Annotated in this window: 24 protein-coding genes and 1 tRNA gene; 12 read left to right on the forward strand and 13 right to left on the reverse strand. The window is 57.0% G+C overall.

Going from position 1 to position 26115, the window contains the following annotated elements:
* The first annotated feature begins 18 nt into the window (after positions 1-18).
* Genes cmoM through CVE23_RS22735 form a run of 5 tightly spaced genes read left to right on the forward strand, consistent with a single transcriptional unit; the run spans position 19 to position 7532 of the window.
* On the forward strand, positions 19-840 hold the full coding sequence (gene cmoM / locus CVE23_RS10275; protein ID WP_038659206.1) for a tRNA uridine 5-oxyacetic acid(34) methyltransferase CmoM: 822 nt from the start codon (positions 19-21) through the stop codon (positions 838-840).
* Positions 837-2159 (forward strand): chromosome partition protein MukF, encoded by a 1323-nt coding sequence (gene mukF / locus CVE23_RS10280; protein ID WP_038659203.1) that lies wholly within the window; start codon positions 837-839, stop codon positions 2157-2159. Before cmoM ends, mukF begins: the two co-directional genes overlap by 4 nt.
* Positions 2140-2874 carry a chromosome partition protein MukE gene (gene mukE, locus CVE23_RS10285; RefSeq protein ID WP_038918894.1) on the forward strand — a complete coding sequence of 245 codons (735 nt, stop codon included), beginning with the start codon at positions 2140-2142 and terminating at the stop codon, positions 2872-2874. The genes mukF and mukE overlap by 20 nt, the downstream gene beginning before the upstream one ends.
* Positions 2871-7301 (forward strand): chromosome partition protein MukB, encoded by a 4431-nt coding sequence (mukB, locus tag CVE23_RS10290; protein WP_100849474.1) that lies wholly within the window; start codon positions 2871-2873, stop codon positions 7299-7301. The genes mukE and mukB overlap by 4 nt, the downstream gene beginning before the upstream one ends.
* Positions 7302-7532: a hypothetical protein gene (locus CVE23_RS22735; protein ID WP_145958419.1), complete on the forward strand. Its 231-nt coding sequence runs from the start codon at positions 7302-7304 to the stop codon at positions 7530-7532.
* Between the two features lie 71 nt (positions 7533-7603).
* Here CVE23_RS22735 and CVE23_RS10295 read toward each other — a convergent pair whose 3' ends face one another.
* Complete coding sequence (locus tag CVE23_RS10295; RefSeq protein ID WP_038659192.1) at positions 7604-8065, reverse strand: hypothetical protein; 462 nt, start codon at positions 8063-8065, stop codon at positions 7604-7606.
* 216 nt (positions 8066-8281) lie between these two features.
* Between CVE23_RS10295 and CVE23_RS10300 the strand changes: the two genes are divergently transcribed.
* Complete coding sequence (locus CVE23_RS10300; RefSeq protein WP_100849475.1) at positions 8282-9595, forward strand: NAD(P)/FAD-dependent oxidoreductase; 1314 nt, start codon at positions 8282-8284, stop codon at positions 9593-9595.
* 157 nt (positions 9596-9752) lie between these two features.
* Here the strand turns inward: CVE23_RS10300 and CVE23_RS10305 are convergent, their stop codons facing one another.
* Positions 9753-10553 (reverse strand): cyanophycin synthetase, encoded by an 801-nt coding sequence (locus CVE23_RS10305; protein WP_229705542.1) that lies wholly within the window; start codon positions 10551-10553, stop codon positions 9753-9755.
* A gap of 579 nt (positions 10554-11132) precedes the next feature.
* Between CVE23_RS10305 and cueO the strand changes: the two genes are divergently transcribed.
* On the forward strand, positions 11133-12812 hold the full coding sequence (gene cueO, locus CVE23_RS10310) for a multicopper oxidase CueO (RefSeq protein WP_100849477.1): 1680 nt from the start codon (positions 11133-11135) through the stop codon (positions 12810-12812).
* 45 nt (positions 12813-12857) lie between these two features.
* Here cueO and CVE23_RS10315 read toward each other — a convergent pair whose 3' ends face one another.
* Positions 12858-13262: a winged helix-turn-helix transcriptional regulator gene (locus tag CVE23_RS10315; RefSeq protein ID WP_100849478.1), complete on the reverse strand. Its 405-nt coding sequence runs from the start codon at positions 13260-13262 to the stop codon at positions 12858-12860.
* A gap of 102 nt (positions 13263-13364) precedes the next feature.
* Here CVE23_RS10315 and CVE23_RS10320 point away from each other — a divergent pair, with 102 nt between their 5' ends.
* On the forward strand, positions 13365-14477 hold the full coding sequence (locus CVE23_RS10320) for an NADH:flavin oxidoreductase (RefSeq protein WP_100850451.1): 1113 nt from the start codon (positions 13365-13367) through the stop codon (positions 14475-14477).
* Between the two features lie 58 nt (positions 14478-14535).
* Here CVE23_RS10320 and CVE23_RS10325 read toward each other — a convergent pair whose 3' ends face one another.
* The 4 genes from CVE23_RS10325 to CVE23_RS10340 form a co-directional block, all read right to left on the reverse strand.
* Positions 14536-15024 (reverse strand): NUDIX hydrolase, encoded by a 489-nt coding sequence (locus CVE23_RS10325; protein ID WP_038659168.1) that lies wholly within the window; start codon positions 15022-15024, stop codon positions 14536-14538.
* A 214-nt stretch (positions 15025-15238) separates the two neighbouring features.
* Complete coding sequence (locus tag CVE23_RS10330; protein WP_038918900.1) at positions 15239-15877, reverse strand: ribonuclease T2 family protein; 639 nt, start codon at positions 15875-15877, stop codon at positions 15239-15241.
* A 458-nt stretch (positions 15878-16335) separates the two neighbouring features.
* Positions 16336-16941: a glutathione transferase GstA gene (gstA, locus tag CVE23_RS10335; protein ID WP_038920952.1), complete on the reverse strand. Its 606-nt coding sequence runs from the start codon at positions 16939-16941 to the stop codon at positions 16336-16338.
* 102 nt (positions 16942-17043) lie between these two features.
* Positions 17044-17649 (reverse strand): NUDIX hydrolase, encoded by a 606-nt coding sequence (locus CVE23_RS10340; RefSeq protein ID WP_100849479.1) that lies wholly within the window; start codon positions 17647-17649, stop codon positions 17044-17046.
* 184 nt (positions 17650-17833) lie between these two features.
* On the opposite strand from CVE23_RS10340, the gene CVE23_RS10345 reads away from it, so the two are divergent.
* Positions 17834-18589: a DeoR/GlpR family DNA-binding transcription regulator gene (locus CVE23_RS10345; protein WP_100849480.1), complete on the forward strand. Its 756-nt coding sequence runs from the start codon at positions 17834-17836 to the stop codon at positions 18587-18589.
* 90 nt (positions 18590-18679) lie between these two features.
* On the opposite strand, the gene CVE23_RS10350 is transcribed toward CVE23_RS10345, so the two are convergent.
* Positions 18680-19618, reverse strand: a complete 939-nt coding sequence (locus CVE23_RS10350; protein ID WP_100850452.1) for a LysR family transcriptional regulator — start codon at positions 19616-19618, stop codon at positions 18680-18682.
* 101 nt (positions 19619-19719) lie between these two features.
* On the opposite strand from CVE23_RS10350, the gene CVE23_RS10355 reads away from it, so the two are divergent.
* Complete coding sequence (locus CVE23_RS10355; protein WP_100849481.1) at positions 19720-20646, forward strand: carbon-nitrogen hydrolase family protein; 927 nt, start codon at positions 19720-19722, stop codon at positions 20644-20646.
* A 165-nt stretch (positions 20647-20811) separates the two neighbouring features.
* Here the strand turns inward: CVE23_RS10355 and CVE23_RS10360 are convergent, their stop codons facing one another.
* The 3 genes from CVE23_RS10360 to CVE23_RS10370 form a co-directional block, all read right to left on the reverse strand.
* Complete coding sequence (locus CVE23_RS10360) at positions 20812-21141, reverse strand: DUF6966 domain-containing protein (protein WP_100849482.1); 330 nt, start codon at positions 21139-21141, stop codon at positions 20812-20814.
* Between the two features lie 256 nt (positions 21142-21397).
* On the reverse strand, positions 21398-22390 hold the full coding sequence (locus tag CVE23_RS10365; protein ID WP_100849483.1) for a protein NO VEIN domain-containing protein: 993 nt from the start codon (positions 22388-22390) through the stop codon (positions 21398-21400).
* 403 nt (positions 22391-22793) lie between these two features.
* Positions 22794-22883: transfer RNA gene (locus CVE23_RS10370), tRNA-Ser, on the reverse strand.
* Between the two features lie 272 nt (positions 22884-23155).
* Here CVE23_RS10370 and CVE23_RS10375 point away from each other — a divergent pair.
* Positions 23156-23893 carry a phosphatase gene (locus tag CVE23_RS10375; protein ID WP_038918906.1) on the forward strand — a complete coding sequence of 246 codons (738 nt, stop codon included), beginning with the start codon at positions 23156-23158 and terminating at the stop codon, positions 23891-23893.
* A gap of 46 nt (positions 23894-23939) precedes the next feature.
* The gene (locus CVE23_RS10380) at positions 23940-24515 is read left to right on the forward strand and encodes a TorD/DmsD family molecular chaperone (protein WP_100849484.1); all 576 of its coding nucleotides are present in this window, start codon (positions 23940-23942) and stop codon (positions 24513-24515) included.
* Positions 24516-24560: 45 nt separating this feature from the next.
* Here CVE23_RS10380 and CVE23_RS10385 read toward each other — a convergent pair whose 3' ends face one another.
* Both CVE23_RS10385 and grxB read right to left on the reverse strand, forming a co-directional pair.
* Positions 24561-25124 (reverse strand): lipoprotein, encoded by a 564-nt coding sequence (locus tag CVE23_RS10385; protein ID WP_038918909.1) that lies wholly within the window; start codon positions 25122-25124, stop codon positions 24561-24563.
* Positions 25125-25259: 135 nt separating this feature from the next.
* Entirely contained in the window at positions 25260-25907 is a 648-nt protein-coding gene (grxB, locus tag CVE23_RS10390; protein WP_038918910.1) for a glutaredoxin 2, read from the reverse strand.
* Positions 25908-26115: the final 208 nt, after the last annotated feature.

Here is a 26115-nt window from a genome sequence, read left to right on the forward strand (position 1 = left end):
ATCATGCGGAACCGTGGAATGCAGGATCGTAATTTTAACGATATCGCTGACAAATTTGCCCGAAACATTTATGGCACCACCAAAGGGCGGCTGCGTCAGGCGGTATTGTGGCAGGATCTGGAAATCTTGTTGACGCGCCTGCCGTCGCAACCGCTGCGTATTCTGGATGCAGGCGGCGGCGAAGGGCCGATGTCCCGTCGTCTGGCCGCGTTGGGGCATCAGGTGTTGTTGTGCGACCTGTCCGATGAGATGATTGCGCGCGCCCGTGAGGCGGCGCAGGAAGCGGGGGTGGCTGATAATATGCGCTTCGTGCGGTGCGCCGCGCAGGATGTCGGCGCGCATTTGTCACAGCCGGTGGATCTGGTGCTGTTTCACGCCGTGCTGGAGTGGGTGGCGGAGCCGCAGCAGGCGCTGCGTGCGTTGACCGACTGTCTGGCGCCGGGCGGCGCGCTGTCGCTGATGTTTTACAACCATCAGGCGTTGGTGATGCGTAACATGGTGCTGGGCAATTTCGGCTATGTGGACGCCGGCATGCCCAAGCGCAAACGCCGTTCGCTGTCGCCGGATCACCCGCTTGACCCGCCGCAGGTCTATCAGTGGCTCGCCGAACTGGGGCTACAGCTGAACGGTAAGACCGGCATACGGGTGTTTCATGACTACCTACAGAACAAGCAACAACAGATTGACGATTTTGATCTGCTGCTGGCGCTGGAACAGCGTTACTGCCGGCAGGAACCCTTTGTCAGCCTGGGGCGCTACATCCATGTTATGGCACACAAGCATGTTATGGCACACAAGCATGTCATGGCGCACAAGCCCCCTATGAAGGATGCATTATGAGTGATTTTTCCCAGACCGTACCCGAACTGGTTGCCTGGGCGAGAAAAAATGACTTCGCCATTACGCTGCCCACCGAGCGTCTGGCGTTTTTGCTGGCTATCGCCACCCTGAACGGCGAGCGCATGGACGGCGAAATGAGCGAAGGGGAACTGGTGGACGCCTTCCGTCACGTCAGCAAGGGTTTTGAGCAGACCAATGAAACCATTCCGGTGCGCGCCAATAATGCGATCAACGATCTGGTGCGTCAGCGGTTGATCAACCGTTTTACCAGCGAACTGGCGGACGGCAACGCTATTTATCGCCTGACGCCGCTGGGTATCGGCATCACCGACTATTACATTCGTCAGCGCGAGTTTTCCGCACTGCGCCTGTCGATGCAGTTGTCGATCGTGGCACAGGAGCTGGGACGAGCGGCGGAAGCGGCGGAAGAGGGCGGCGACGAGTTCCATTGGCATCGCAATGTTTTCGCGCCGCTCAAGTATTCGGTGGCGGAGATTTTCGACAGCATCGACCTGTCGCAGCGGGTGATGGATGAGCAGCAACAAGGGGTGAAAGAGAATATCGCCGGGCTGCTCAATCAGGACTGGCGCGCTGCGATTTCCAGCTGTGAAAAGCTGTTGACCGAGACTTCCGATACCCTGCGGGAATTGCAGGACACGCTGGAAGCGGCGGGCGACAAGCTACAGACCAGCCTGCTGCGTATTCAGGACGCCACGCTCGGTCAGGCGGCGCTGTCGTTTGTCGACAATCTGGTCTTCGACCTGCAGGGCAAACTCGATCGCATCATTAGCTGGGGTCAGCAGAGCATCGACCTGTGGATCGGCTATGACCGTCACGTACATAAATTCATCCGTACCGCCATCGATATGGATAAAAATCGCGTGTTTTCCCAGCGTTTGCGCCAGTCGGTACAGAGCTATTTCGAGGCGCCGTGGGCGCTGACCTACGCCAATGCCGATCGTCTGCTGGATATGCGCGATGAAGAGCTGGCGCTGCGTTCCGAGGAAGTCACCGGCGAATTGCCGCCGGATTTGGAGTATGAAGCCTTTAGCGAAATCCGTGAGCAGATCGCCGCGATGATCGAGCAGGCGCTGCAAAAATACAAACAGCAACAAATACCGCTTAATCTGGGCGACGTAGTGCGGGAGTACCTGACGCAGTATCCGCGCTCGCAGCATTTCGACGTTGCCCGAATCGTGGTCGACCAGGCGGTTCGCCTGGGCGTGGCCGAAGCTGATTTCACTGGATTGCCTGCGCTGTGGCAGGCAATCAATGATTACGGAGCCAAGGTGCAGGCCCATGTCATCGATAAATATTGATCAACACGTTTGTGCGCGGCTGATGACCGCGCTCTCCAACACATTGTTTCCGGCGCTGGACAGCCAGTTGCGCGCCGGGCGCCACATTGGCGTGGAGGAGCTGGAGAATCACGTTTTCCTGATGGATTTTCAGGATGAGCTGGAACAATTCTACGGCCGTTACAACGTGGAGCTGATTCGCGCGCCGGAAGGCTTTTTCTACCTGCGGCCGCGCTCCACCACGCTGATCCCGCGCTCGGTGCTGTCCGAGCTGGACATGATGGTGGGCAAGATCCTTTGCTACCTCTACCTCAGCCCGGAACGTCTGGCGCACGAGGGGATTTTCAGCCAGCAGGAACTGTACGAGGAACTGCTGAGCCTGGCGGACGAAAACAAACTGCTGAAGCTGGTGAACCAGCGTTCCACTGGGTCGGACCTCGACCGGCAGAAACTGCAGGAGAAAGTCCGCACCTCGCTCAACCGTCTACGCCGTCTCGGCATGATTTATTTCATGGGGACCGACAGCAGCAAATTCCGCATTACCGAGGCGGTGTTCCGCTTCGGCGCCGATGTGCGCAGCGGCGACGATCCGCGCGAAGCACAACTGCGGATGATTCGCGACGGCGAAGCCATGCCGGTTGATGGCAGCCTGTCGCTGGACGATAGCGATGATGGCGACGGCGCCGGCGATAACGCTTCCAGTGATGACCAACGTGCTGAGGATGAACAGGAATGATTGAACGCGGTAAATTTCGCTCACTGACGCTGGTTAACTGGAACGGTTTCTTTGCCCGCACCTTTGATCTGGACGAACTGGTGACCACCCTGTCCGGGGGCAACGGCGCCGGGAAATCCACTACCATGGCGGCGTTTATCACCGCGCTGATCCCGGACCTGACGCTGCTGCACTTCCGTAATACCACGGAAGCGGGCGCCACCAGCGGCTCCCGCGACAAGGGGCTGCACGGCAAGCTGCGCGCCGGCGTGTGTTACTCGGTGCTGGATGTGGTCAATTCGCGCCATCAGCGCGTGCTGGTCGGGGTCCGGCTGCAGCAGGTCGCCGGGCGCGACCGCAAGGTCGACATCAAACCCTTCACCATTCAGGGGCTGCCGGTCGCCGTCTCGCCGACGCAGATCCTCACCCAGACGGTGGGCGATCGTCAGGCGCGGGTGTTGTCGCTGCAGGAAGTGAAAGACCGGCTCGACGAGTACGAAAGCGTCCAGTTCAAGCAGTTCAACTCCATCACCGATTACCATTCGCTGATGTTCGATCTCGGCGTCGTGCCGCGGCGCCTGCGTTCGGCATCGGACCGCAGCAAGTTCTATCGCCTGATCGAAGCCTCGCTGTACGGCGGGATTTCCAGCGCCATCACCCGGTCGCTGCGCGACTACCTGCTGCCGGAAAACAGCGGGGTGCGTAAAGCTTTCCAGGACATGGAAGCCGCGCTGCGCGAAAACCGCATGACGCTGGAGGCGATTCGCGTCACCCAGTCGGACCGTGACCTGTTCAAGCACCTGATTTCCGAAGCCACCTCTTACGTGGCGGCGGATTACATGCGCCACGCCAATGAACGGCGCATCCATCTGGACGGCTCGCTGGCGCTGCGTCGCGAATTGTTCGCCAGCCGCAAGCAGTTGATCACCGAGCAGACCCGTCATGTGGAAATGGCGCGGGAACTGCAAGAGCAGAGCGGCGCTGAAAGCGATCTGGAAACCGATTATCAGGCCGCCAGCGATCACCTCAATCTGGTGCAGACCGCGATGCGTCAGCAGGAGAAGATCGAACGTTACAACGCCGATCTGGAAGAACTGAGCTACCGGCTGGAAGAGCAAAACGAGGTGGTGGAAGAGGCGCGCGATCAGTTGGAAGAGAGCGAAGCCCGCGCCGACGCCGCCGAGCAGGAAGTGGACGAACTGAAAAGCCAACTGGCCGACTACCAGCAGGCGCTGGATGTGCAGCAGACGCGCGCCATTCAGTACAATCAGGCGCAGCAGGCGCTGGAGCGCGCCCGCAGATTGTGTCAAGTGCCGGAACTGACGCCGGACAATGCCGATGAATGGCTCGACAGTTTCCAGGCTAAAGAGCAGGAAGCCACCGAACTGCTGTTGATGCTGGAGCAGAAACTGAGCGTGGCGGACGCCGCCAACAGCCAGTTCGAACACGCGTACCAACTGGTGTGCCGCATCGCCGGCGCCATCAGCCGCAGCGAAGCCTGGGACGTGGCCCGCGATGTGCTGCGCGACAGCTCTTCTCAGCGCTATCTGGCCGAGCAGGTGCAGCCGCTGCGTATGCGGTTGTCGGAACTGGAACAACGCCGGCGCGAGCAGCAGGACGCCGAGCGTCTGTTGCAGGAGTTCGTCAAGCGCAGCGGTCAGGATTACCAGCCGGAAGATCTCGACAGCCTGCAGCAGGAGCTGGAAGCCCGTATCGAAGACCTGTCTGTCCGCGTGTCGGAAGCCGGCGAGCATCGTCTGGCGCTGCGTCAGGAACTGGAGCAGATCCAGCAGCGTATCGCGCAACTGACCGCCCGCGCGCCGGTATGGCTGGCGGCGCAGGAAGCCCTGACCCAGCTTGGCGAACAGAGCGGCGAAAACTTTGCCGACAGTCAGCAGGTCACCGAATTCATGCAGCAACTGCTGGAGCGCGAACGTGAAACCACGGTGGAACGCGACCGCGTCGCGGTACGCAAGCAGCAGGTGGATGCGCAGATTGAGCGCCTGAGCCAGCCAGGCGGTTCCGAAGATCCGCGCCTTAACGCGCTGGCGGAACGGTTTGGCGGGGTGCTGCTATCCGAAATCTATGACGACGTCACGTTGGATGACGCGCCGTATTTCTCCGCGTTATACGGTCCGTCGCGCCACGCCATCGTGGTGGCGGATCTGTCGCTGGTGCGCGAGCAACTGGCCGGTCTGGACGATTGCCCGGAAGATCTCTACCTGATCGAGGGGGATCCGCAGTCGTTCGACGACAGCGTGTTCGAGGTGGAAGAGCTGGAAAAAGCGGTGGTGGTGAAAATCGCCGAGCGCCAGTGGCGCTACTCGCGCTTCCCGGAAGTGCCGCTTTTCGGCCGCGCCGCCCGCGAGCAGCGGCTGGAGAGCTTGCGTGAAGAGCGCGAGCAACTGGCCGAGCAGTACGCCACGCTGTCGTTTGACGTGCAGAAGATTCAGCGTCTGCATCAGGCGTTCAGCCGCTTTATCGGCAGCCACCTGGCGGTGGTATTCGAATCGGATCCGGAAGCGGAAATTCGCCAGATCAGCACCCGACGCGGCGAGCTGGAGCGCGCCATCAGCAATTTCGATAGCGAAAACCAGCAGCAGCGTCAGCAGTATGAACAAGCGAAAGAGCAGGTCGGTATGTTAAACCGCCTGATCCCGCGCATCAGCCTGCTGTGTGATGATGCGCTGGCCGATCGGGTGGAAGAACTGCGTGAAGAGTTGGACGAAGCCGAAGACGCCGCGCGCTTTATGCAGCAGCATGGTGCTTCGTTGGTGAAACTGGAGCCGCTGGCGGCGGTGTTGCAGAACGACCCGCAGCAACATGAACAGATGCGCGAAGATTACGCGCAGGCGCAGGCGGCGCAGCGTGCCGCCAAACAGCAGGCGTTCGCCCTGACTGAGGTGGTACAACGTCGCGCCCATTTCAGTTACACCGATTCGGCGGGCATGCTCAACGCCAACGCCGATCTCAACGATAAACTGCGTCAGCGGCTGGAGCAGGCGGAGCAGGAACGTACCCGCGCCCGCGAACAACTGCGCCAGCAGCAGGCGCAACTGACGCAGTACAGCCAGTTGCAGGCGTCGCTGAAGAGCTCTTCCGACGCCAAACGCGACATGCTGAAGGAACTGACGCAGGAACTGTCGGACATCGGCGTGCGCGCCGATGCGGACGCCGAAGCACGCGCTCGTACGCGTCGCGATGAACTGCACGCCGCCCTGAGCGCCAACCGTTCCCGCCGTAATCAACTGGAGAAACAGATCACCTTCTGTGAAGCGGAAATGGACGGCCTGCAGAAGAAACTGCGCAAGCTGGAGCGCGATTACCACGTCATGCGCGAGCAGGTGGTGACCGCCAAGGCGGGCTGGTGCGCGGTGATGCGGCTGGTGAAAGACAATGGCGTCGAGCGCCGTCTGCATCGCCGTGAATTGGCGTACATGAGCGGCGACGAACTGCGTTCTATGTCGGATAAGGCGCTGGGGGCGTTGCGTCAGGCGGTGGCGGACAACGAGCATCTGCGCGATGTGCTGCGTATGTCGGAAGATCCGAAACGGCCGGAACGCAAAGTGCAGTTCTACATTGCGGTGTACCAGCATCTGCGCGAGCGTATCCGTCAGGATATCATCCGTACCGATGACCCGGTGGAAGCCATCGAACAGATGGAGATTGAGCTGAACCGGCTGACCGAAGAACTGACTGCCCGCGAGAAGACGCTGGCGATCAGTTCACGCAGCGTGGCGAACATTATCCGCAAGACTATTCAGCGCGAGCAGAACCGTATCCGTATGCTTAATCAGGGGCTACAGGCGGTAGCGTTCGGTCAGGTGAAGAGCGTGCGGCTGAATGTCAACGTACGCGAAACTCACACCACGCTGCTTAATGTGCTGTCCGAGCAGCAGGAACTGCATCAGGACCTGTTCAACAGCACCCGCCTGACCTTCTCCGAAGCGTTGGCGAAGCTGTATCAGCGCCTGAACCCGGAAATCGATATGGGGCAGCGCACGCCGCAGACCATCGGCGAAGAACTGCTGGATTACCGCAACTATCTGGAGATGGAAGTGGAAGTCAACCGCGGCGCCGACGGCTGGCTGCGGGCCGAGAGCGGGGCGCTGTCCACCGGTGAAGCTATCGGTACCGGGATGTCGATTCTGGTGATGGTGGTGCAGAGCTGGGAAGAAGAGTCCCGTCGCCTGCGCGGCAAGGATATTTCGCCGTGCCGTCTGCTGTTCCTCGACGAAGCGGCGCGTTTGGACGCCAAGTCCATCGCCACCTTGTTCGAACTGTGCGAACGGCTGGAAATGCAGCTGATTATCGCGGCGCCGGAGAACATCAGCCCGGAAAAAGGCACCACTTACAAACTGGTGCGAAAAGTGTTCCAGAACCACGAACATGTGCACGTGGTCGGGCTGCGCGGGTTTGGTGGCGATGCTGCGCCGCTGGCGTCGTAGTTGCGTTGGTTTGAAAATGGAAAAAGCCTGCTACAGCAGGCTTTTTCTTTTGTACCGCACGGCAGCATCCGCAATATCGTCGTTGTTACCGGCCCAGTCTGGGAAATCGCTATGTTAAGCGTGATTTCGGCGGGTGGATCGGCGAATAAATGCAGCTACGGTTGCGGCAGCGAACTAAATCCTGGCGGTGGATGGCGAAGAGAAGGGGGCATCTGGCGTGATAAAGAATAATTGGTCAATGTCGGGAGATACGCTGTCGGAAAATAGATCGGGCCGATAGATATCGGCCCGCGGCGGAAAAATTATTGCTGCCATTTTTCAATAATGACTTTTACCGATCCGGAGTCATCCGATCTTTGCCAGTCTTCAAGAAATAAATCGAAGCCGCCACCCTGCGGAAATGCATGGATAATTCCCGCGGCCTGGATACCATCATTATTTAACCCATAGTAATTGACGGAAGCCGTATGATCGGCTGTGCTGGTCCGGTTGTAGACCCGCAGCGCAGCGGATTTGGATTGCGTGTTGCCGGCCTGTCCGCTGGCATAGTCAACACCTGCTGAGGTTGGATCAATTCTGAATCGATAGACGCCGGCCTGAACATCTTTTTCGACATAGGCGGAGCCGCCCGGAATAAGGTTTCCATACCCGTCCAACGTAACGGTCTTATACGATTGCCAATCGGCCAGTGCAGAATGAGACATTAACAGTGAAGTGGCTGCCAATGAGGAAGCAATGATTAGTTTTTTTACTGTCTTGTTCATATTTAAATATCCTTTTAAAAAAAGCGGATTAATGATTGATTCATTGACATATAAAATCAAGCACTAACGTTAAACATAATGTGAATGCCGCTGTAATGTGTTACTGCGACTCATCAATAACGATGATGAAATGTGCCGGTGAAAGAGCCAATTGCACGCCGCAATTGGCTGTGGGCGGTATGCTGTACAGAGAACGGTTTTAAATAGGAGAATAATTTGAACATCAATGCATTACCACTGGATGCCAACACCAATGGCTGGTCGGCGATGTTGTCGCCGCGAGAAAGCCGACCGGCGTTGCGCCGCTCGATCACCGCCGACTGGCTGGTGATTGGCGCGGGTTACGCCGGGCTGGCGTTTGCCCGCCGGATAGCGGAGAACCGCCCGCATGAGCAGGTGGTGGTGCTGGATGCCGTCGACATTGACGACAGCGCGTCCGCGCGGAATTCCGGCTTCGCCATCGACCTGCCGCACAATATCGGCAGCTCCACCGCGGAGCTGGAAAAAGCCGCCAACTATCGTCGCCTGCTGCACGCCGGGCTGGCGCAACTGGAAACGCTGATCGCCCGTTATGGCATTGATTGCGACTGGAACCGCCACGGCAAGTATCATTGCATTGTTCGACCTGAACTGAATGGATTGCTGGAGCAGTACGCCCACGAATTGCAGGCGCTGTCGGAGCCGTACCAGTTAGTGCAGGGCGATGCGCTGGCTCGCAAGCTGGGTACGTCCTATTACCATGCGGCGATCCATACGCCGAATTGCGTGTTGCTCAACCCGGCGGCGCTGGTGCGTGGGCTGGCGGATAGCCTGCCCGACAACGTGACGCTGTATGAGCGCTCGCCGGCGCTGGAGATCCAACCCGGCAAAACGGTGCGGGTGCGCACGCCTTACGGCGAGGTGCGAGCCCGGCATCTGATGGTGGCGACCAACGGCTGCGCCCGGCAACTGCCGATGTTCTCCCGTCAGGTGGTGGGGTTATCGACGTTTGCCACGCTCACTGAACCGCTGACGGCGGAACAGCAACAGCGGATCGGCCAGATTGGCGAGTGGGGTATGACGCCGGCTAATGCCATCGCGGGCGCTACGCTGCGTTACACCCGCGATCGTCGTTTCCTGATTCGCCAGCATGTGGCTTATGTTCCGAGTTACACTGTCACGGCGCGCCACACTGCGGAGATTACGCGGCAGCATCAGGCGATTTTTCTGTCCCGCTTCCCGCAACTGGCCGAGGTATCGGTTGCCCATACCTGGTCCGGCATGATCAGCGTCACCCGTAACGGGGCGCCGGGCTGGGGAAAATATAGCGATAATTTGTATGCCGCCGTGGGGTGCAACGGCGCCGGTATCTCTAAGCAGACCGTCGCAGGCAGCACGCTGGCGGATCTGGCGACCGGTGTCGATAACCCGCTGATCGCTGATATGCAGGCGTTGGGTCGGCCCAGTTATATCCCGCCACGTCCGTTGCTGGATATGGGCGTACGCGGCAGTATTTTGAAAGAGTGCTGGCTGGGACGAAAGGAATATTAGGCACGCTCTGCAATTATTCAGGTCTGACGTGCTCCGAATAATTGCGAAGCGCCATTTAAGCAGAACACCCTGTAAACTGAACACCTTTTCAATCGGGCCGCGTCATGGATGACGGGCTTTTTCCGGTTGCCGTGTTGCGGCGTTTTTATCCGCTCAATTAATGCTGTGTGATGGTGCTTTCCTGTTGAATCAGCAGCAGGATTTGCCGGTAAAGGGCTTTCACGCGCTCTCGTTGCTCCGGTCCTAGCGCTGCGTAATTGTTTAATCCCGGCGCAGAATTGATTTCGATAATATTCCAGGGCTGTGTAGCGGCATCCGTACATAAATCACGACAGATAATATCCACGCCGGCGATACGCAGCCCCAATGACGCCGTGGCCGTTATTGCCAACTCGGCGAAGCTTTGATGGATGGTATCGGTAAAATCCACCGAGGTTCCGCCAGTGGAGAGATTGGCGTTATCAAGAAGAAAGGTTTTCTGCCCCGCAGGCAGAATGGTCTTGCGGCTCAGGCCCATATCGGCCAGCTTGATATCGATACGCGGGTCGTGCGGGTTAATCTGGCTGCCGGGGCGCCCGCGATGAGTCAGACTCTGTTGCGCCGCGACCAGCAGTTGCTGGATTGTCCGCATGCCATCGCCATAAACGGCCAGCGGAAATCGCTCGTATGCCGAGATCACGGTTCCACCCAGCACCACCACCCGGTAGTCCCGCCCCTGACACACTTGTTCCACCAATAACACATCCGTGCGGGAAAAAATATGGTTGCAGATCGCCGCCATCGACGGCATATCATAAACTTTGGTGACCCAGGCTCCCTGACTCAGATTGTTGGGTTTTACAAATACCGGCAACCCGAGCGAGCCGGCAAACCGTCCGGCGGCAGCAATGCCTCTTCTGCTTTCCGGCGCCAGTCGGTTATTCAGCGTTTCCGAAAAGAAGGTTTTTCCCAGCGGCACGTTAAACCCATTTTTGCGCAAGAAATATTTCGTGTAGGACTTGTCCTGAGCGATAGCGGAGGATGCGGAAGGATTAAGGTTGAGATTGGTGTTTTTGAATAAATGTTTCTTTCCGTCAGGGAATATTATTTCACCGACAAAACTGAATTCCGGCTCAAATTCGATTTGGATGCCTAATGTGGGTGCTATTTCTGATAGCAAAGCGGAAACAAAGGGATAATTCATTTTTCATCTCGCTATACGGTGTATTACCGATAATGACATTGTCTTCGGCGTTATTATTGCAAAGCGAGGTGCGGGAGCTGAAATGCGCTGGAGTAAAATCAGAGTGGTCCGAGTAAAGCATTCAGCGGTTATAGCGGCTGAATGATGAAAAATAAAAATATATCTACTGTTTAATAAAAATGTCTTTTTGTTGTTCCTGAGACGGGCTTGGATTCTGTCGAGCCTTATATTCACAGTACGGAAATACGTAGTGGAATGGAATAAAAACGCTTGACCTTCCTGTTACTGGAAGGTGCAGTCTGCCAGCGACTACCAATCATTTTCCTGAATGATATCCGCATGGAGGAGAGACGTATGCGTCGCCGCGAGTTTATCAAATTGAGCGCCATGCTGGGGGCGGCTAGCGCTTTGCCCTGGTGGAGCCGTTCCGTCTGGGCCGAGGAGCGCCCGACCTTGCCGGTGCCGCCGCTGCTGGCGCCGGATGCGGGCGGCAATATCGCCCTGAAGTTGCAGACCGGCAGCATGCGCTGGCTGACAGGGCTGGAAACCGCCACCTGGGGCGTCAACGGCGGATTTCTGGGGCCGGCGCTGCAACTGGAACAGGGGCAAGCGGTGACCCTCAACGTCACCAACACCCTGCCTGAAACCACCACGCTGCACTGGCATGGGATGGAAATTCCGGGTAATGCGGATGGCGGTCCGCAGGCGGAGATCGCGCCGGGCAAAACCTGGACCGCCGCGTTCCGGGTAGAGCAGCCGGCGGCGACAGCGTGGTTTCATCCGCATACCCACGGTGTGACCGGCCGTCAGGTGGCGATGGGGCTGGGCGGCCTGATTCTGATTCAGGATGCCGCCAGCCGGGCATTGCCGCTGCCATCGCAGTGGGGCGTGGATGATATCCCGCTGATCCTGCAAGACAAGCGTCTGGATACGAAAGGGCAAATTGACTATCAGCTGGATGTTATGTCGGCGGCGGTCGGCTGGTTTGGCGATCTGATGCTGACCAACGGCGCGCGCTATCCGCAACACGCTGCGCCACGCGGGTGGCTGCGACTGCGGGTCCTGAACGGCTGTAACGCGCGTTCGCTGACGCTGGCGGCCAGCGACGGGCGACCGCTGTATGTGATTGGCAGCGATGGCGGCCTGCTGGCGGAGCCGGTGGCAGTGAGCGCATTGAACGTGCTGATGGGTGAACGCTTTGAGGTGCTGGTGGATGCACGTGACGGTAAGGCGTTCGATGTGGTGACGCTGCCGGTTACGCAGATGGGGATGAGCGTGCCGCCGTTTGATCAGCCCTTGCCGGTATTACGCATTCAGCCAACCCTGAAACCCGGCACCGGTACGCTGCCGGAAACGCTGGCGACACTACCGGCGCTGCCGTCAACGTCGGGGCTGAAAACGCGCCAGTTGCAGCTAACCATGGACCCGCAGCTCGATATGCTGGGCATGCAGGCGCTGATGCAGCGCTATGGCATGAACGCGATGGCGGGCATGGATATGGCGGGACTCGGCGCTATGCAGGGGATGTCGCATGGTGGTATGGACATGTCGTCATCCTCGTCGTCCGGAATGCGGCATGGCGGTATGAGCATGAATCATGGCGGCATGGAGCAGGGTGGGATGAACCACGGAGGAATGAACCACGGCGGTATGAACCATCAGACGGGGCAGGCGTCGGCGCCGTTGGATATCCTGTCCGGCAACCGCATCAATGGCGCGGCGTTCCAGATGGGGCAGCCCCTGTTTGACGTCCGGCGCGGCGACGTCGAGGTGTGGAGCATATCCGGGCAAGGCGACATGATGCTGCATCCCTTCCATATTCACGGCACCCGTTTTCGCATCCTGTCCGAAAATGGCAAACCGCCCGCCGCACACCGGCGTGGCTGGAAAGACATTGTGCATGTGGAAGGCGCTCGCAGCGAGGTGCTGGTGCAGTTCAATCACCCGGCGCCGAAAGAGCGGGCGTTTATGGCGCATTGCCATCTGCTGGAGCATGAAGACACCGGCATGATGATGTCGTTTACCGTGTCCTGATACCGCTCGCCTGATAGGCGATGTCCGCGCACCGACGGCCTTTATTCAGGCGTTGCTGTCGGACATCGCTCTGGTTTGTTCTTCCAGCCGTTGGTCAAAGGTTTCCCGCGCCAGCGCCACTTGCGGCAGGTATTCCACCGTCCAGCGGTAAAGCGCCTGAAACGGTTCTTTCAGGGTGTGTCCGAGCGGGGTGATGTGGTATTCCACCGCAATCGGCGAGAAAGTCAGCACCCGCCGCTCCACGATACCGTTGCGCTCCAGTTTGCGCAGACACTGCGTCAGCGCTTTTTGCGTAATGCCTTCCAGGCTGCGTTTGATTTCGTTAAAGCGTAGTGGTTTTTCACACAGCGCGCCCAGCACCAGCACCGACCATTTATCGGCGATCTGTTCCAGCAGAAAGCGGCTGGGGCAGTTGGCATGCGAGAACGGGGATACGCAGGGTTTCAGCATATAGTGGTTTCCTTTAGGCTACCTGGTAGCATTCATGTGCCTGATTGACACCAGGTTTACATTGTATACCATCACGGATTCATGCCCAAGGAGATGAATTACATGGCTAATACTGAAGTTCTGTTCCGTCCGTTTACGCTAAAAACGCTGGAATTAAAAAACCGTATCGTGATGGCGCCGATGAGCCGCACCTTCGCGCCTGAAGGCATTCCGGGCGATGATATTGCCGCCTATTATCGCCGTCGGGCGCAAGGCGAGGTAGGCCTGATTCTGTCGGAAGGCACCGTGGTGGATCGTCCCGGTTCGCGCAACCACCCCGGCATTCCGTTCTTCCACGGCGAACGCGCGCTGAATGGCTGGCAGAAGGTGATTAACGAGGTTCACGCCGCGGGCGGCAAAATGGGGCCGCAGCTGTGGCATGTCGGTTCGGCGCCGCTTAACGGCGTGGATTGGGAGCCGGATTACATCGAAAGCCCGTCTGGTTTGTTCTCGCCGGAGGTGGAGCGCGGCCATGCCATGACCGATGAAGACATCGCCGATACCATTTCCGCATTTGGCCGCGCGGCTGCCGACGCGAAACGTCTGGGTTTTGATACGCTGGAACTGCACGGCGCGCACGGCTACCTGATCGACCAGTTCTTCTGGGGCGGAACCAACCAGCGCACCGATGCATTCGGCGGCGCGACGATCAAACAACGCGCCCGGTTTGCCGCCGAGGTAGTGAAAAGCGTCCGCGAAGCGGTAGGACCGGACTTCCCGTTGATTCTGCGCGTTAGCCAGTGGAAACAGCAGGATTACAGCGCCCGTCTGGCGCCGACGCCGCTGGCGCTGGAAGACTGGCTGGCGCCGCTGGTGTCCGCCGGTGTGGATATTCTGCACTGCTCCCAGCGTCGTTTCTGGGAACCGGAATTCCCGGATGTGGATGGCGAAAACGGCCTGAACTTCGCCGGCTGGACCAAAAAAGTGACCGGTGCGGCCACGATCAGCGTGGGTTCCGTCGGGCTGTCGGATGAATTCTTCAGCGCCTTTGCCGGCAAAGGCTCCAACCCGGCTAGCCTCGATAAGCTGCTGGACCGCATGGCGCGTGATGAGTTTGATTTGATCGCGGTGGGGCGTGCGCTGCTGACCGATCCAAACTGGGCCGCAAAAGTCCGTCAGCAGGAGCTGGAAACCCTCAAAGGGTTCGAACCGGCTTCCCTCGGCCAACTGGTGTAAACGTTATCAGGCCCCGGCGCGCCGGGGCTATTGCTTCCGTTTATCGCATTTACGGCGGTTATAGCATCCGAATCGCGGCGTTGACGACAAAGCGACTCTCTTCGCTGATGGGGCAGTCTTCCGGAATATCCGCAGGCTGACGCACGATCTGCCAGGCATCGTGCTCTTGTCCATTCAGACACACCTCTTCCTGCATGACGTCGACCAGAAAATTCCACTGACGAACTTTCTCGTTAACCGGCGTCAGATAATCGAAAAAGCCCAGATAATGACGGATATAACGCAACCGCAGGCCGGTCTCTTGCTGTAATTCCCGCATCAGGGTGGCAAGCAGGTTGTGATCGCCGGGCTCGCGGCTGCCGCCGGGGATCTCCCAGTGGCCGGGCAGCACCGGATCGTTGGCGCTACGGCGCACCAGCAGAATTCCGCCCCGGAATACTACCGCGGCAGCCATTGTCTGACGGGTAATCCCTTCCTGTTGCGCCTGAAATTCAAACTGGCACAACATCCTGGTGTAGGTGCTGTCCTGAGGTGAAAACAAAAACATGCTGTATACCTGCACTGGGGTGAATGGGGTATGTCCAACCGGGCATGCTAACGATCCCGGATGACAGTGATATTTCACATGCAGAATAAATACAATAGAAATCTTTACAAAAGTAAATATTGTTATTCAATGTATCTACATTCACTGACAGTAAGCCCGCCGCCAGGCGGGCTAAAAGGAGCACTCTACCGTGCGCCAGGCACGAGAGGACGGATCAACGCACGTTAGGAACGCGGATGTTACCGTCGCGACACTGGGTTTTTACCGCTTTGCCGCAGGACTGGAAGTTCAGGTCTTTGTCCATACAGACGCGGATTTCAGACAGTTCCGCGCCGCTGCAAACTGCGACGATACTCTCTTGCGGCAGCGCGGGATTACTCTGGTGAAACGCGGTCAGAATCTGCTGCGCCGTCAGTTGCAACGGCTTGACCGGCGCCTGGAAACTGGCCGGAATTTTCACCTTGGTCAGCGCGTTATCTGCCGCCTGAAGGTAACCGTTCGCTCCCAGTCCGCTGCAGGTACCGTGCTTGGTCCATTCGTGGGTGAGCAAGGTATCGGTGGGGAACAGGGTATTGCCGTATTTGCGCTCCTGCGCGGTAAGCGCGGTAATCGGCGGGCAGTCCTGCGGCCAGCCGCCGTTGGCATATTGCGGCCATAAACCGTGCAACACAAAGCCATACCCTTTGGTGCATTGTTCATTATTGGCGTGGGTCAGGCAGAAAGTAGGCGACCAGGATAAGGTCAGCAGGTAGTAATCAAAAACGCCCGCCTGACCTTTGGCCTGAACGGCGGGACTGGACATGATGCCGGCAGCCAGCATCAATCCGGCCAGTAACGAACATATTTTCTTCATAACCCTCTCCTGTCGTGTATTTCTGTGTTTCAGGCACGCATTCTCGTGCCCAATTTGTGTTGATAAACGCATTCGGATGCGATGAGCACACCCCTGAACACGGATAAATAACCCATGAACCTTTGCCATTGACCTTATTTTTTAAGATCGAAAACGGGGAATAAATAACCGTAAAACCTGTGCGATGATCGCAGACAGGTGTAATAGTGTATGAAGATAAAAACGCGAAATGTCAATTTTCAGGGAGGGTTTTATTAAAAACGTCTGTTGAATAAACGGGTTGGCGAGCTGTGAATCTAAGGGGCGATTTATCGTTGGTTGTCATCCTAAAAAAAGAAAGACGCATAATAATCGAAGTGAAATAAATAAAGATGACAAGTAATTCTTTGGCTAATTATTATTTTTCCCCACCGGGTGGGGAAAAGAACATGTGCGCGGTACGCGCACATGAATAACCATCAGTCGCGGTGTTCCGCCGCCAGCGTTGCTTTTACCGCCGGTCGTTCGGCGACGCGCGTCATATAGGCGTTAAGCGCGTTCAGGTCGGCAAGCTCAATACCGACGTAACCAGCCCAGCGCGTTACGGTGAACAGGTAGGCGTCCGCCACACTGAAGGTGTCGCCGCAAAACCAGGGCTGCGTGCTCAGGCGTTGGTTAATTCGGTTGAACAGGGTGCGCAGACGTTCACGCGCCGTGGCCTGCGTACTTTCGTGCGTATTCGGGCGAAAGAGCGGCGAGAAGGATTTGTGCAGTTCGGAACTGATGAAGTTCAGGGCTTCCTGCAACTGGTAGCGGCCCAGCGTACCGTTTTCCGGCGCCAGCGCTTTGGCAGGAGCCTGATCGGCCAGATATTGCAGGATGGCGACGCCTTCGCTCAGGCGCGCGCCATTTTCCAGCTCCAGCAACGGCACTTGCCCGGCGGCATGGATGTGGTAGTAATCGGAGCCGTCTTCCAGCGTATGCGTGGCAAGGTTCACGGGGACTGCGGTAAAAGGCAGCCCGGATTCGCGCAGAATGATATGGGATGCCATTGAGCAGGCGCCGGGAGAATAATACAGTTTCATCATGATGATTCAGTCATCCATTATTACGTTCAGGATTATGTTCAGGGGAACGGCGAGTTATTACACTCGCCGAAAAACTTATCAAAATTCAGTGAATTGGCATTAACGCTTCGTGCCGTCGAACGGCAGGCTGCGATGCAGTGCGACGTATTGCACCAGCATGATGGTTTTGGCGTCCATAATCGTGCCGTCGTCAATCGCCGCCAGTGCCTGCGGCAGGGTCATTTCCAGCGTTTCCACGTCTTCGCCTTCGTCCTCCACGCCGCCGCCCGCGCCGATACGGGAATGGTCGTCGTATTCGCCCAGAAAGAAGTAGAGTTTTTCCGTCACCGAACCGGGGCTCATGTACGACTCCATCACCTTGCGGACATTAAATACCCGGTAGCCGGTTTCTTCCTCCGCCTCGGCGCGAATACGCACCTCGGGTTCCGCGTGGTCGAGCAGGCCGGCGGCGGCTTCAATCAGCATCCCGTCGTGCCCGTTGACGAACACGGGGAAGCGAAACTGGCGGGTCAGCAGCAGCGTCTGTTTCTGGCGATGATACAGCAGGATAACGGCGCCGTTGCCGCGATCATAGGTTTCCCGGCTCTGTCGCTGCCAGGTGCCATCGCGGCGCAGAAAGTCGAAGGTGGTTTTTTTCAGCAGATACCAGTCGTTAGCCAATACAACGCTGTCGATAATGCGTATCCGGTCTCGTGTGGCAAGCATCATGACTCTCCTGAACAAGTAGTGAGCGGTTATCCTAACGTAACCTTTCGTGCACTATCAATTATTATCATGCAATTTCGTGCGCTTTGTTGTGCCCGAAAAAGACCGATAATAACCATAAACGTGCAAAATCAGGCGGTATCAGGTAAATAGGGGGGTGTGACTGACTCATTCGGGGAACACCATGCTGACTACGCAGCGCAAACAGCGGATTCTGGAACAACTGGCGGCCGAAGGGCAGGTGCTGGCGAAACAATTGAGCGAGGCATTTGGCGTATCGGAAGATACCATCCGGCGTGATTTGCGGGAGCTGGCCAGCGAGGGCCGATTGCAACGAGTGCACGGCGGCGCGTTGCCCGCGTCCGGCACGGTGGTCAGTTTTGAAGCGCGCAGCCGGATGGCGACAGGCGCCAAACATCAGCTGGCGCGGGCCGCGGCCGCCATGATCCTGCCGGGGCAGGTGGTGATGATTGACGGCGGCACCACCAGCGGCGAACTGGTGAAATCTCTGCCGCTTACGCTGACCGCCACGGTGGTGACCCACAGCCCGAGCGTGGCGGTGGCGCTGGTAAACCATCCGGGCATTGAGGTGGTATTGATTGGCGGGCGTCTCTACAAACACTCTCTGGTGGCGGTGGGTGCCGCTGCGGTGGAAGCGCTGGCTCCGATTCGGGCCGACGTGTTTTTTATGGGGGTGACCGGCGTGCATCCGCAGGCGGGGTTCAGTACCGGCGATCTGGAAGAGGCGTATATCAAGCGGGCGCTGGCGGCGCGCGCGGCGGAAACGGTGGTCATGGCGACGCAGGATAAGCTGAACGTGGCCTCCCGCTATGCGATTGGCGAATTAACCATGGCCGGCACGCTGATTGTGGAATCCACCGTCCCGGATGAGGTTATTGCGCCTTTTGCGCAGGCTGGGTTAAGTCTGGTTCGGGCTTAGGCTCGGTAATACGACGTGAGCGCTATCGTAATGGGAGAACGTGCAGAAACGTGCATGACGCGGCCTATACGCCAGTGCAAACGTCGACTATCACTGCTCAGATAACGGGCGAGCCGGCGCGAACCACTGAAACTCGCCCGCCAACTGGCTGAGCGTTTCACGCACCAGACGAACCGCGCTGTCACGGATGACGGTCGGCCGGAATCCCAGCTCGATGGCATAATCCGGCATGGACAACGGACAAGGCAGGCAGCGCAGATGTGGCGTACGGGCGGCGATGGCCTGAGCGGCGTGGGCGGGCAGCGTCGCCAACAGGGTGTCATCCTGCAACAGCCAGGGGATCGCGGCAAAATGGGTGGTGGAGGCGGCAATACGCCGACTGAGCCCCTGTTCCGCCAGCTGTTCATCCACCAGCCCGATGTGCCCGCCGTGCGAGATCAGCAGGTGCGGCGTCTGAATAAACCGCTCCAGCGATAGTGCGGTCACGTCACGGATCACCAGACAGGCATAGCCGCCGCTGGCGACCTGTACCTTCGAGAGTGAGCGGTAGCTGAAGCCGCCAGCCGTCAGCGCCAGATCCAGTTCGTGGCGCAGCAGCAGGTCCGCCGCGATCTGACTGTGGGCCTGACGAAACACCAGCCGTAATCCCGGCGCCCGCTGTTGCAGGCGGGCGATCAGCGCCTGCCCCAGCGCCAGTTCAAAATCATCCGACAGCCCCAGGGTTACGGTGCGGCCGGCATACGCCTGCGGATTGGGTTGAAGCAACGTCAGCGTTTCACGGCACTTGTTGAGCGCATCGCTGACCAGCGGTTGCAGCTCATGTGCCCGCGGCGTCGGCATCAAACCCCGCCCGGTACGCACGAACAGCGGGTCGCCGTACCACTGCTTCAGCCGTTTTAGCGCCGCGCTGACGGCGGACTGGGTGATGCCAAGGCGTAAGCCGGCCCGGCTGGCGCTGCCTTCCTCGTATAACGCTTCAAAGGTTTTGAGCAGGTTCAAATCCAGACTGCTGATATTTATTTCATTCATATCAATCAACAACGAAATGGGCTTCATTCAACTCAGCGGGATAGGCAGCATATCACTATCGCTGGCCCGTCGGGCCATCGCAACTAACCGGAGAACAAACTATGGCGACATCGGTGGTGGCAGCATTGCAAATCGGGAGTTCACCCGCCGGCAAAGCAGCGACGCTGGAGGCGATTCTGGCATGGGAAGGGGACATTGCCCGCAGCGGCGCGAAGCTGGTGGTCATGCCGGAAGCGCTATTGGGGGGATACCCGAAGGGCGAGACGTTCGGCACCTATCTGGGCTATCGCCTGCCGCAAGGGCGCGAAGCGTTTGCACAGTATTACCACCACGCCGTCGATCTGGATGGCGAAGAGTGTGCGGCGCTGGCGACGTTGTCGGCTCGTACCGGCGCCACGCTGGTGGTGGGCGCCATTGAACGTGACGGCAACACGCTATATTGCACGGCGTTGTTTTTCACGCCGGAGGCCGGGCTGGCGGGCAAGCACCGCAAACTGATGCCCACTGGCGCCGAGCGGCTGATCTGGGGGCAGGGCGACGGTTCCACCTTGACGGTGCTGGATTCACCGGTGGGTAAAGTCGGCGCGGCGATCTGTTGGGAAAACCACATGCCATTGCTGCGTATGGCGATGTACGGCAAAGGGGTACAGATCTGGTGCGCGCCGACGGTGGACGAACGCGATATCTGGCAAGCCTCGATGCGGCATATCGCCCACGAAGGGCGCTGCTTCGTGATTACCGCCTGTCAGGTGCAGCCGTCGCCTGCCGCGTTGGGCATTGAGGTGCCCGGCTGGGATCCGCAACGGCCGCTGATCAACGGCGGCAGCCTGATCGTCGATCCGCTGGGCAACGTACTGGCCGGGCCGCTGACCGGTCAGGCCGGCTTGCTGACGGCGGAAATCGACACCGACCTGCTGGTCGGCGCCCGTTATGACCTGGACGTGGTCGGCCACTACGCCCGGCCGGACGTGTTCTCGCTGACGGTGGATGAGCGGGAGCGGAAGGCGGTGAGGTATTGGGGGGATTAGGCTTTACAGGCTGTTATTGAATCTGGCGATTAGGGCGTATTTTAAATTCTTGGGAGTGATTACTTATCCATTTTACATCGATGAGTGGTGATGCCCCTCTTAATTAGGGTGGGCTTTAGCCCGCCCCAGTAAAGAAGCGAACAAGTTGAACCGTTTGTTATGTTGTTATGTGCGACGGCGGGCATCGATTTCTTCGGCATATAACTTTTTGGCTTTTTCCGCCACCGCACTCAGTAGTGATTCGAGCTTAACGTTAGCTGTTTGAATCTGCTCTTCTGTTATTTTGTGGCCATTCATTGGGTGAATAACCAGATCATTGATGCTACCCATACCACCAAATGCTGATAAAATACCTTCAATACCCCTGAAGTCGGATCCGCGGATTAACTCAGCATCTTTTTCAAACCAATGTGCCCAATGTTTCTCACCTACGGATAGTAGAAAGTCTATAAATACCTGAAGGTCTTGGGATAATGCTTCGACATCTGGATGCATATGACACCTAACTAGCTGTATCAAATAGTAAATCTCGTTGGGGGGAACTCAGCCCTATGTAATGAAAGGAGAAGTAGCCTGCTAGTCAATTTGTATCAAACCCTAGTGCAACACATGTTATGAAATATTCCACAAGGAAATAGTCTTGAAATTGTTTTCGCGAGTACCGTACGTAGTTAGTTGCTATTTTTTCCAATTTACTCAATTTCCTATTTGAATATAACGTTTGATGTGAGGAGGCTTCTTGGCTAAAGGATTAGATGTGCAGCTTAATCTGTGCGGCAACTTTTTCAACGATATCCACGGAAGCATTGTCATGGCTAGAAACCAGCCACGATTCATGCTCTCTGCTGTAAAGACAGATATGCAACTTAGGTGAGGTTAGAGCCTCAGTCACTACGGCCATTCGATAAAGTGGGTGAGCTTCAGACCAAGCCTTAAATTCATTTGGGGATAGCTCAACATGGGGATTTGAGCCCGATAAACCTTTCACCTCAATTCGCAATTTTGTTTTATGTTGAGATGCCTCCAGATCCCAGCCAACATTATCCTTTTCCACGCTGATTAGCTCGTAGCCAAGTTCTTCGTAGTACTTCCAAACCAAGTTAATGGCAGTCTTTTCAACCTTAGCGTTATGCTCAGGATCTGTAGTGCGTATACTTCTCGATTTGTGCGTTGGCCGGTTTCCTTTTGATAATGCATCTATATCAGCCGCGATTTTACGACCAATTTTAGAATCCCCGTACCATACGTTTGACTGGCCAATGCTGCCTTGTGTTTTTCTCTGAATTTGATACGTGCGTTCATCAACAGGAAGTAGTTTGGCATCCTCCGATCGCACACGAATTCGGTACCCATAGAGTCCGTTCTTCGAATGCAGTGCTGACACCGATTTAAATCTCTGGTACTCACGAAACACCGTTGCATCTTTGTACCAACCAACCACTACTGTTCCGCCTTCTGGGCGTTTGGCCGTCCAAATGACTAGGACGTCTTCAACGACATCATCATCTTTGGATGCGTTTCCATTAACAATATTTTCTAGTTTTATGCTTCCTGCGCTGGCAGATCGCTGCCCACGAGCAGGCTGTACATAGCCATAAACAGTTCCTTTGTGGCTATGGAAATTACAAACCTCATGGCCCATACCTTCTTCTTTAACGAATGAGCCGCCGCCGCGTATTTGATCCGCTTTAGTATTTCCTTGGTATGACTCCATCCAGCCTGTATTGCAGAACAGATATTTCATTTCCCACTCCTTGGAATATCTAACTTGCTACAAACCTCTTTAACTACTTGCATGCAGGTTCGCTATATCCCGTAGCCAATCGGTACGGACAGATATAACCACCTATAACACACATAAACCATATCAAAAACTTGTCTTTGGCAGAAACCAACCACTATTCACTATTAGAAATGTGAAATTTATCAATTGTGCTTATGGCTTGCCACTTATTCAGGTTTTACGTTTTGTGGTTTAAGAGACGTGAATCAGATTGTGGCAGTACTTGCAGGCGGTGGATACTGACCTATGATGGCCCCAAAACAACGAGCCGTTTTACCGAACCCTGTCGAGGATTCTCGTCAGGCCTATCATCGGTTTAAAAACAAAAACCCCAGACTTTCGTCTGGGGTTTTTGTTTTTAATCTGGCGGTGAGGGAGGGATTCGAACCCTCGATACGTTTTCACGTATACACACTTTCCAGGCGTGCTCCTTCAGCCACTCGGACACCTCACCGGGTCGTTGCCATCAGGGGCAACGGGGCGCTACTCTAGGGAAAATCCGCTGCAGCGTCAACAGACTTCTTTCATAAAAACGTGCGTTTAGCCAAACTTAGCGCAATGTGCTGCTTTACTCACCAGTTCGTCTTGTTGACCGGTGGTTCGGGCGTGCAACGAGGTGGCATATGTTTCACTTCTGTTAATTTGTGGTTATCGCGCCGACGCCTCGGCTGTGCCGGTGCGGGATAAATGCTATGCTGGCTTATCAATGCCGAGTCAGGAGAAACCATGTATCCCGTCGATTTACACATGCACACCGTCGCCAGCACCCACGCCTACAGCACCCTGCATGACTACGTGGCTGAAGCCAAAGCCAAACAGATCCGCCTGTTTGCGATTACCGATCACGGACCGGATATGGCGGATGCGCCGCATTACTGGCATTTCATCAATATGCGCGTCTGGCCGCGCGTCGTGGACGGTATCGGCATCCTGCGCGGCATTGAAGCCAACATCAAGAATCTGGCGGGCGATATTGATTGCACCGGGCCGATGCTGGATTGCATGGACCTGATTATCGCCGGTTTCCACGAACCGGTGTTTCCTCCGCAGGACCGCGATACCCATACCGAAGCGATGATTGCCGCGATGGCGCAGGGCTCGGTGCATATCATTAGTCATCCCGGCAACCCCAAATTCCCGATTGATATCCGCGCGGTTGCGCAAGCCGCCGCCAAATATAACGTAGCGCTGGAACTGAATAACTCGTCGTTTACCCATTCCCGTAAGGGCAGCGAGCCGAATTGCCGAGCGGTGGCCGAAGCGGTGCGCGATGCCGGCGGTTATCTGGCGCTGGGGTCGGATTCGCATATCGCCTGGTCGCTGGGCGAGTTTCCGCATTGTGAACGCATTATGCGGGACGTTGATTTTCCGCAGGATCGCGTGTTGAATGTCAGCCCGCGTCGGGTGCTGGATTTTCTGGAGCAGCGCGGTAAGCCCGCGATTCCGGAGTTTGCGGATTTGTGACGTTGTCACCTAGACGTGCCGTCATGTCTTTTTACAGGTTGATGAGATGAATGAATTTTCCGTAGTGTGCCGTATTCTCGGCACGCTGTTTAACCGCCCGCCGCAGGATCCGCTGCTGGCGCCGTTGTTTAATCTGATTGCGCAAGGCAAGCTGGCGCAACAATGGCCGCTGGCGCAGGATGAGCTGATGGCGCGCTGGCAGCGCAGCGTTGATTTGCCGGCGATGAGCGCTGATTATGACGCATTATTCGGCGCGCAGCCGTCGGTGCCGCCGCGACGTTCCAGTTGGGATCCGGCAGAGCAGGAAGCTGAGGTGCGCGCGTTTTTGCAACAGCGTGGCATGCCGCTGGGCGACGGGCCGGTGGACCATTTCGGCGCCTTGCTGTTGGCCGCTTCCTGGCTGGAAGATCAGGCGAAGGAGGATGAAACCGCCGCGCAGTCGGCATTTTTTGACCGCTACCTGCTGACATGGAGCGATCGCTTTCTGGGCAAGGTGGAAAGCCATGCCACCACCGCGTTTTATCGTACGCTGGCGATCATTTGCCGTGAAGCGCTGGAAGCGATGCGGGATGAGCTGGCGGAAGACGACGAAGAGTCGGATGACGAGGCGTCTGAACAGTAAAAAGTAGGTGGCGAACGCCACCCGTTTGTTTCTTATCGGTCAACATTAGTCGGTCAACATGATAACCAACTGGCCGGGCTTCACTTCGATGCCTTTGGCCAGTTTCTTCGCCAGCGCTTCTTTGTTGTTGCGCTCCGGGTTCAGCACGTAGGCGGGTTTTTGGTCAAAGTAGCTTTTCAACGACTGATTCAGGTAGGGCGTCAGCGTTTGCAGCACCGTTTGTAATTTCTCCGGCTGAACGCTGTAATCCACCAATTCCATGTCTTTCAGATAGATGGCGCCTTCGTCCTTGTTGAACACCGGCTGCGCTTTCAGCGTCAGTTTCATGTCTGCCTGCTGTTTACCCAGCAGCGAACTGATATCGACCTTGGCGTTGCCGCTCAGCGTCACTTTGCCGGGTTCCGCGCGACCGATCTGGCTGGTCAGCTCGGTCAGCGTAATTTGCGCATCCACCACGCCGGGAACGCCCAGTTGCTTCTGGTAGTCATTATGCTGTTGTAAATACTGATTGATTTCCTGCTCGCTCAGGCTGTATTGCGCCAGCTGGTTGCACCCGCTTATCAGCAGTGTCCCCAGCAGCGCCAGAGCGGCCAGTCCCGATTTTTTCATTGTTATAACCTCTTGTTTTCCATGACTCCCTCGCCGAGCGAGGAATGCCGGCAGGGTGCGTTATTCCGGTGATATCGCCAATAGGAATAGACCTAAACGCCGCCGTCAGCCGGTAGTGACGGCGGCAACAAGGGGTTATTGCGCCTGTTCGATCAGCAGATCGATGTCGGCATTCTGGGACAGCGTGTTGCAGTAGGCGGCGACGGCCGGCGGGACATTGACGTCGGCGACGATGGTCAGTGAGCGCAGCAGGGCAAACAGATTGATGTCATCCAGCGACAGCGTGCCGTTGCACGCCTGCGGCGAAACAATCAGCGGCGCCAGCGCTTGCAGGTCGCCTTCCAGTTGGCTGATCAACGCGGCCGTCTGGCTGAAATGGGTATCGAAGCTGCCGATTTGCCCCTCTTTCTTGTGGATAAAGTAGTTGCGGCCGGCGTCGGTAGCGAACTCTTCGAAGTCGGCGCGGGAGAAACGCGGAATCAGCAGGCGCGGCGCGTATTCATACACCTTGCGGATCCAGGCATCGATGGCCGGATTGACGGGGCCGGTCAGTACCGGTTTGCCGTCCAGCGCGTCGACGTATTTCACGATATCCAGACTTTCCGGCATGTAGCTGCCGTCCTCTTTTTGCAGAATCGGCACCATTTTCTGACCAACCATCGAAATCGGCGTGGCTTCATCCTCGTTGGACAACACGCGCAATTCCACCGGCAACTGCTTCAGGCCGAAAATCATGCGTGCCTTCACGCAGAAAGGACAATGTTCATAGACAAACAGTTTCATACCGGAACTCCTTGGGTTGAGCGGCGTCGTATCGGACGCTACCGCGATCATGATGTCGTGCGGGATTATCTATCGTCAGCGCCGGCTCGTCCATGTGCAATGTACGTCGCAAAAAAATGTACGTCGCAAAAAATGTACGTTGAAAAAATGTTCGTCGTAGCCAATGTGCGCTGTAACCGGTGGAAATTGAAGATAAAAGCGGGGCGAC

The organism is Dickeya fangzhongdai, assembly GCF_002812485.1.
GTDB classification, from domain to species: Bacteria; Pseudomonadota; Gammaproteobacteria; order Enterobacterales; family Enterobacteriaceae; genus Dickeya; species Dickeya fangzhongdai.

What these genes read in the sequence shown, in the direction of transcription:
- cmoM (WP_038659206.1), top strand. Translation starts at nt 19, where the DNA reads ATGCAGGATCGTAATTTTAACGATATCGCTGACAAATTTGCCCGAAAC.
- mukF (WP_038659203.1), top strand. Translation starts at nt 837, where the DNA reads ATGAGTGATTTTTCCCAGACCGTACCCGAACTGGTTGCCTGGGCGAGA.
- mukE (WP_038918894.1), top strand. Translation starts at nt 2,140, where the DNA reads ATGTCATCGATAAATATTGATCAACACGTTTGTGCGCGGCTGATGACC.
- mukB (WP_100849474.1), top strand. Translation starts at nt 2,871, where the DNA reads ATGATTGAACGCGGTAAATTTCGCTCACTGACGCTGGTTAACTGGAAC.
- CVE23_RS10295 (WP_038659192.1), bottom strand. Translation starts at nt 8,065, where the DNA reads ATGAACAAGACAGTAAAAAAACTAATCATTGCTTCCTCATTGGCAGCC.
- cueO (WP_100849477.1), top strand. Translation starts at nt 11,133, where the DNA reads ATGCGTCGCCGCGAGTTTATCAAATTGAGCGCCATGCTGGGGGCGGCT.
- CVE23_RS10315 (WP_100849478.1), bottom strand. Translation starts at nt 13,262, where the DNA reads ATGCTGAAACCCTGCGTATCCCCGTTCTCGCATGCCAACTGCCCCAGC.
- CVE23_RS10320 (WP_100850451.1), top strand. Translation starts at nt 13,365, where the DNA reads ATGGCTAATACTGAAGTTCTGTTCCGTCCGTTTACGCTAAAAACGCTG.
- CVE23_RS10325 (WP_038659168.1), bottom strand. Translation starts at nt 15,024, where the DNA reads ATGTTTTTGTTTTCACCTCAGGACAGCACCTACACCAGGATGTTGTGC.
- CVE23_RS10330 (WP_038918900.1), bottom strand. Translation starts at nt 15,877, where the DNA reads ATGAAGAAAATATGTTCGTTACTGGCCGGATTGATGCTGGCTGCCGGC.
- gstA (WP_038920952.1), bottom strand. Translation starts at nt 16,941, where the DNA reads ATGAAACTGTATTATTCTCCCGGCGCCTGCTCAATGGCATCCCATATC.
- CVE23_RS10340 (WP_100849479.1), bottom strand. Translation starts at nt 17,649, where the DNA reads ATGCTTGCCACACGAGACCGGATACGCATTATCGACAGCGTTGTATTG.
- CVE23_RS10345 (WP_100849480.1), top strand. Translation starts at nt 17,834, where the DNA reads ATGCTGACTACGCAGCGCAAACAGCGGATTCTGGAACAACTGGCGGCC.
- CVE23_RS10350 (WP_100850452.1), bottom strand. Translation starts at nt 19,618, where the DNA reads ATGAATGAAATAAATATCAGCAGTCTGGATTTGAACCTGCTCAAAACC.
- CVE23_RS10355 (WP_100849481.1), top strand. Translation starts at nt 19,720, where the DNA reads ATGGCGACATCGGTGGTGGCAGCATTGCAAATCGGGAGTTCACCCGCC.
- CVE23_RS10360 (WP_100849482.1), bottom strand. Translation starts at nt 21,141, where the DNA reads ATGCATCCAGATGTCGAAGCATTATCCCAAGACCTTCAGGTATTTATA.
- CVE23_RS10365 (WP_100849483.1), bottom strand. Translation starts at nt 22,390, where the DNA reads ATGAAATATCTGTTCTGCAATACAGGCTGGATGGAGTCATACCAAGGA.
- CVE23_RS10375 (WP_038918906.1), top strand. Translation starts at nt 23,156, where the DNA reads ATGTATCCCGTCGATTTACACATGCACACCGTCGCCAGCACCCACGCC.
- CVE23_RS10380 (WP_100849484.1), top strand. Translation starts at nt 23,940, where the DNA reads ATGAATGAATTTTCCGTAGTGTGCCGTATTCTCGGCACGCTGTTTAAC.
- CVE23_RS10385 (WP_038918909.1), bottom strand. Translation starts at nt 25,124, where the DNA reads ATGAAAAAATCGGGACTGGCCGCTCTGGCGCTGCTGGGGACACTGCTG.
- grxB (WP_038918910.1), bottom strand. Translation starts at nt 25,907, where the DNA reads ATGAAACTGTTTGTCTATGAACATTGTCCTTTCTGCGTGAAGGCACGC.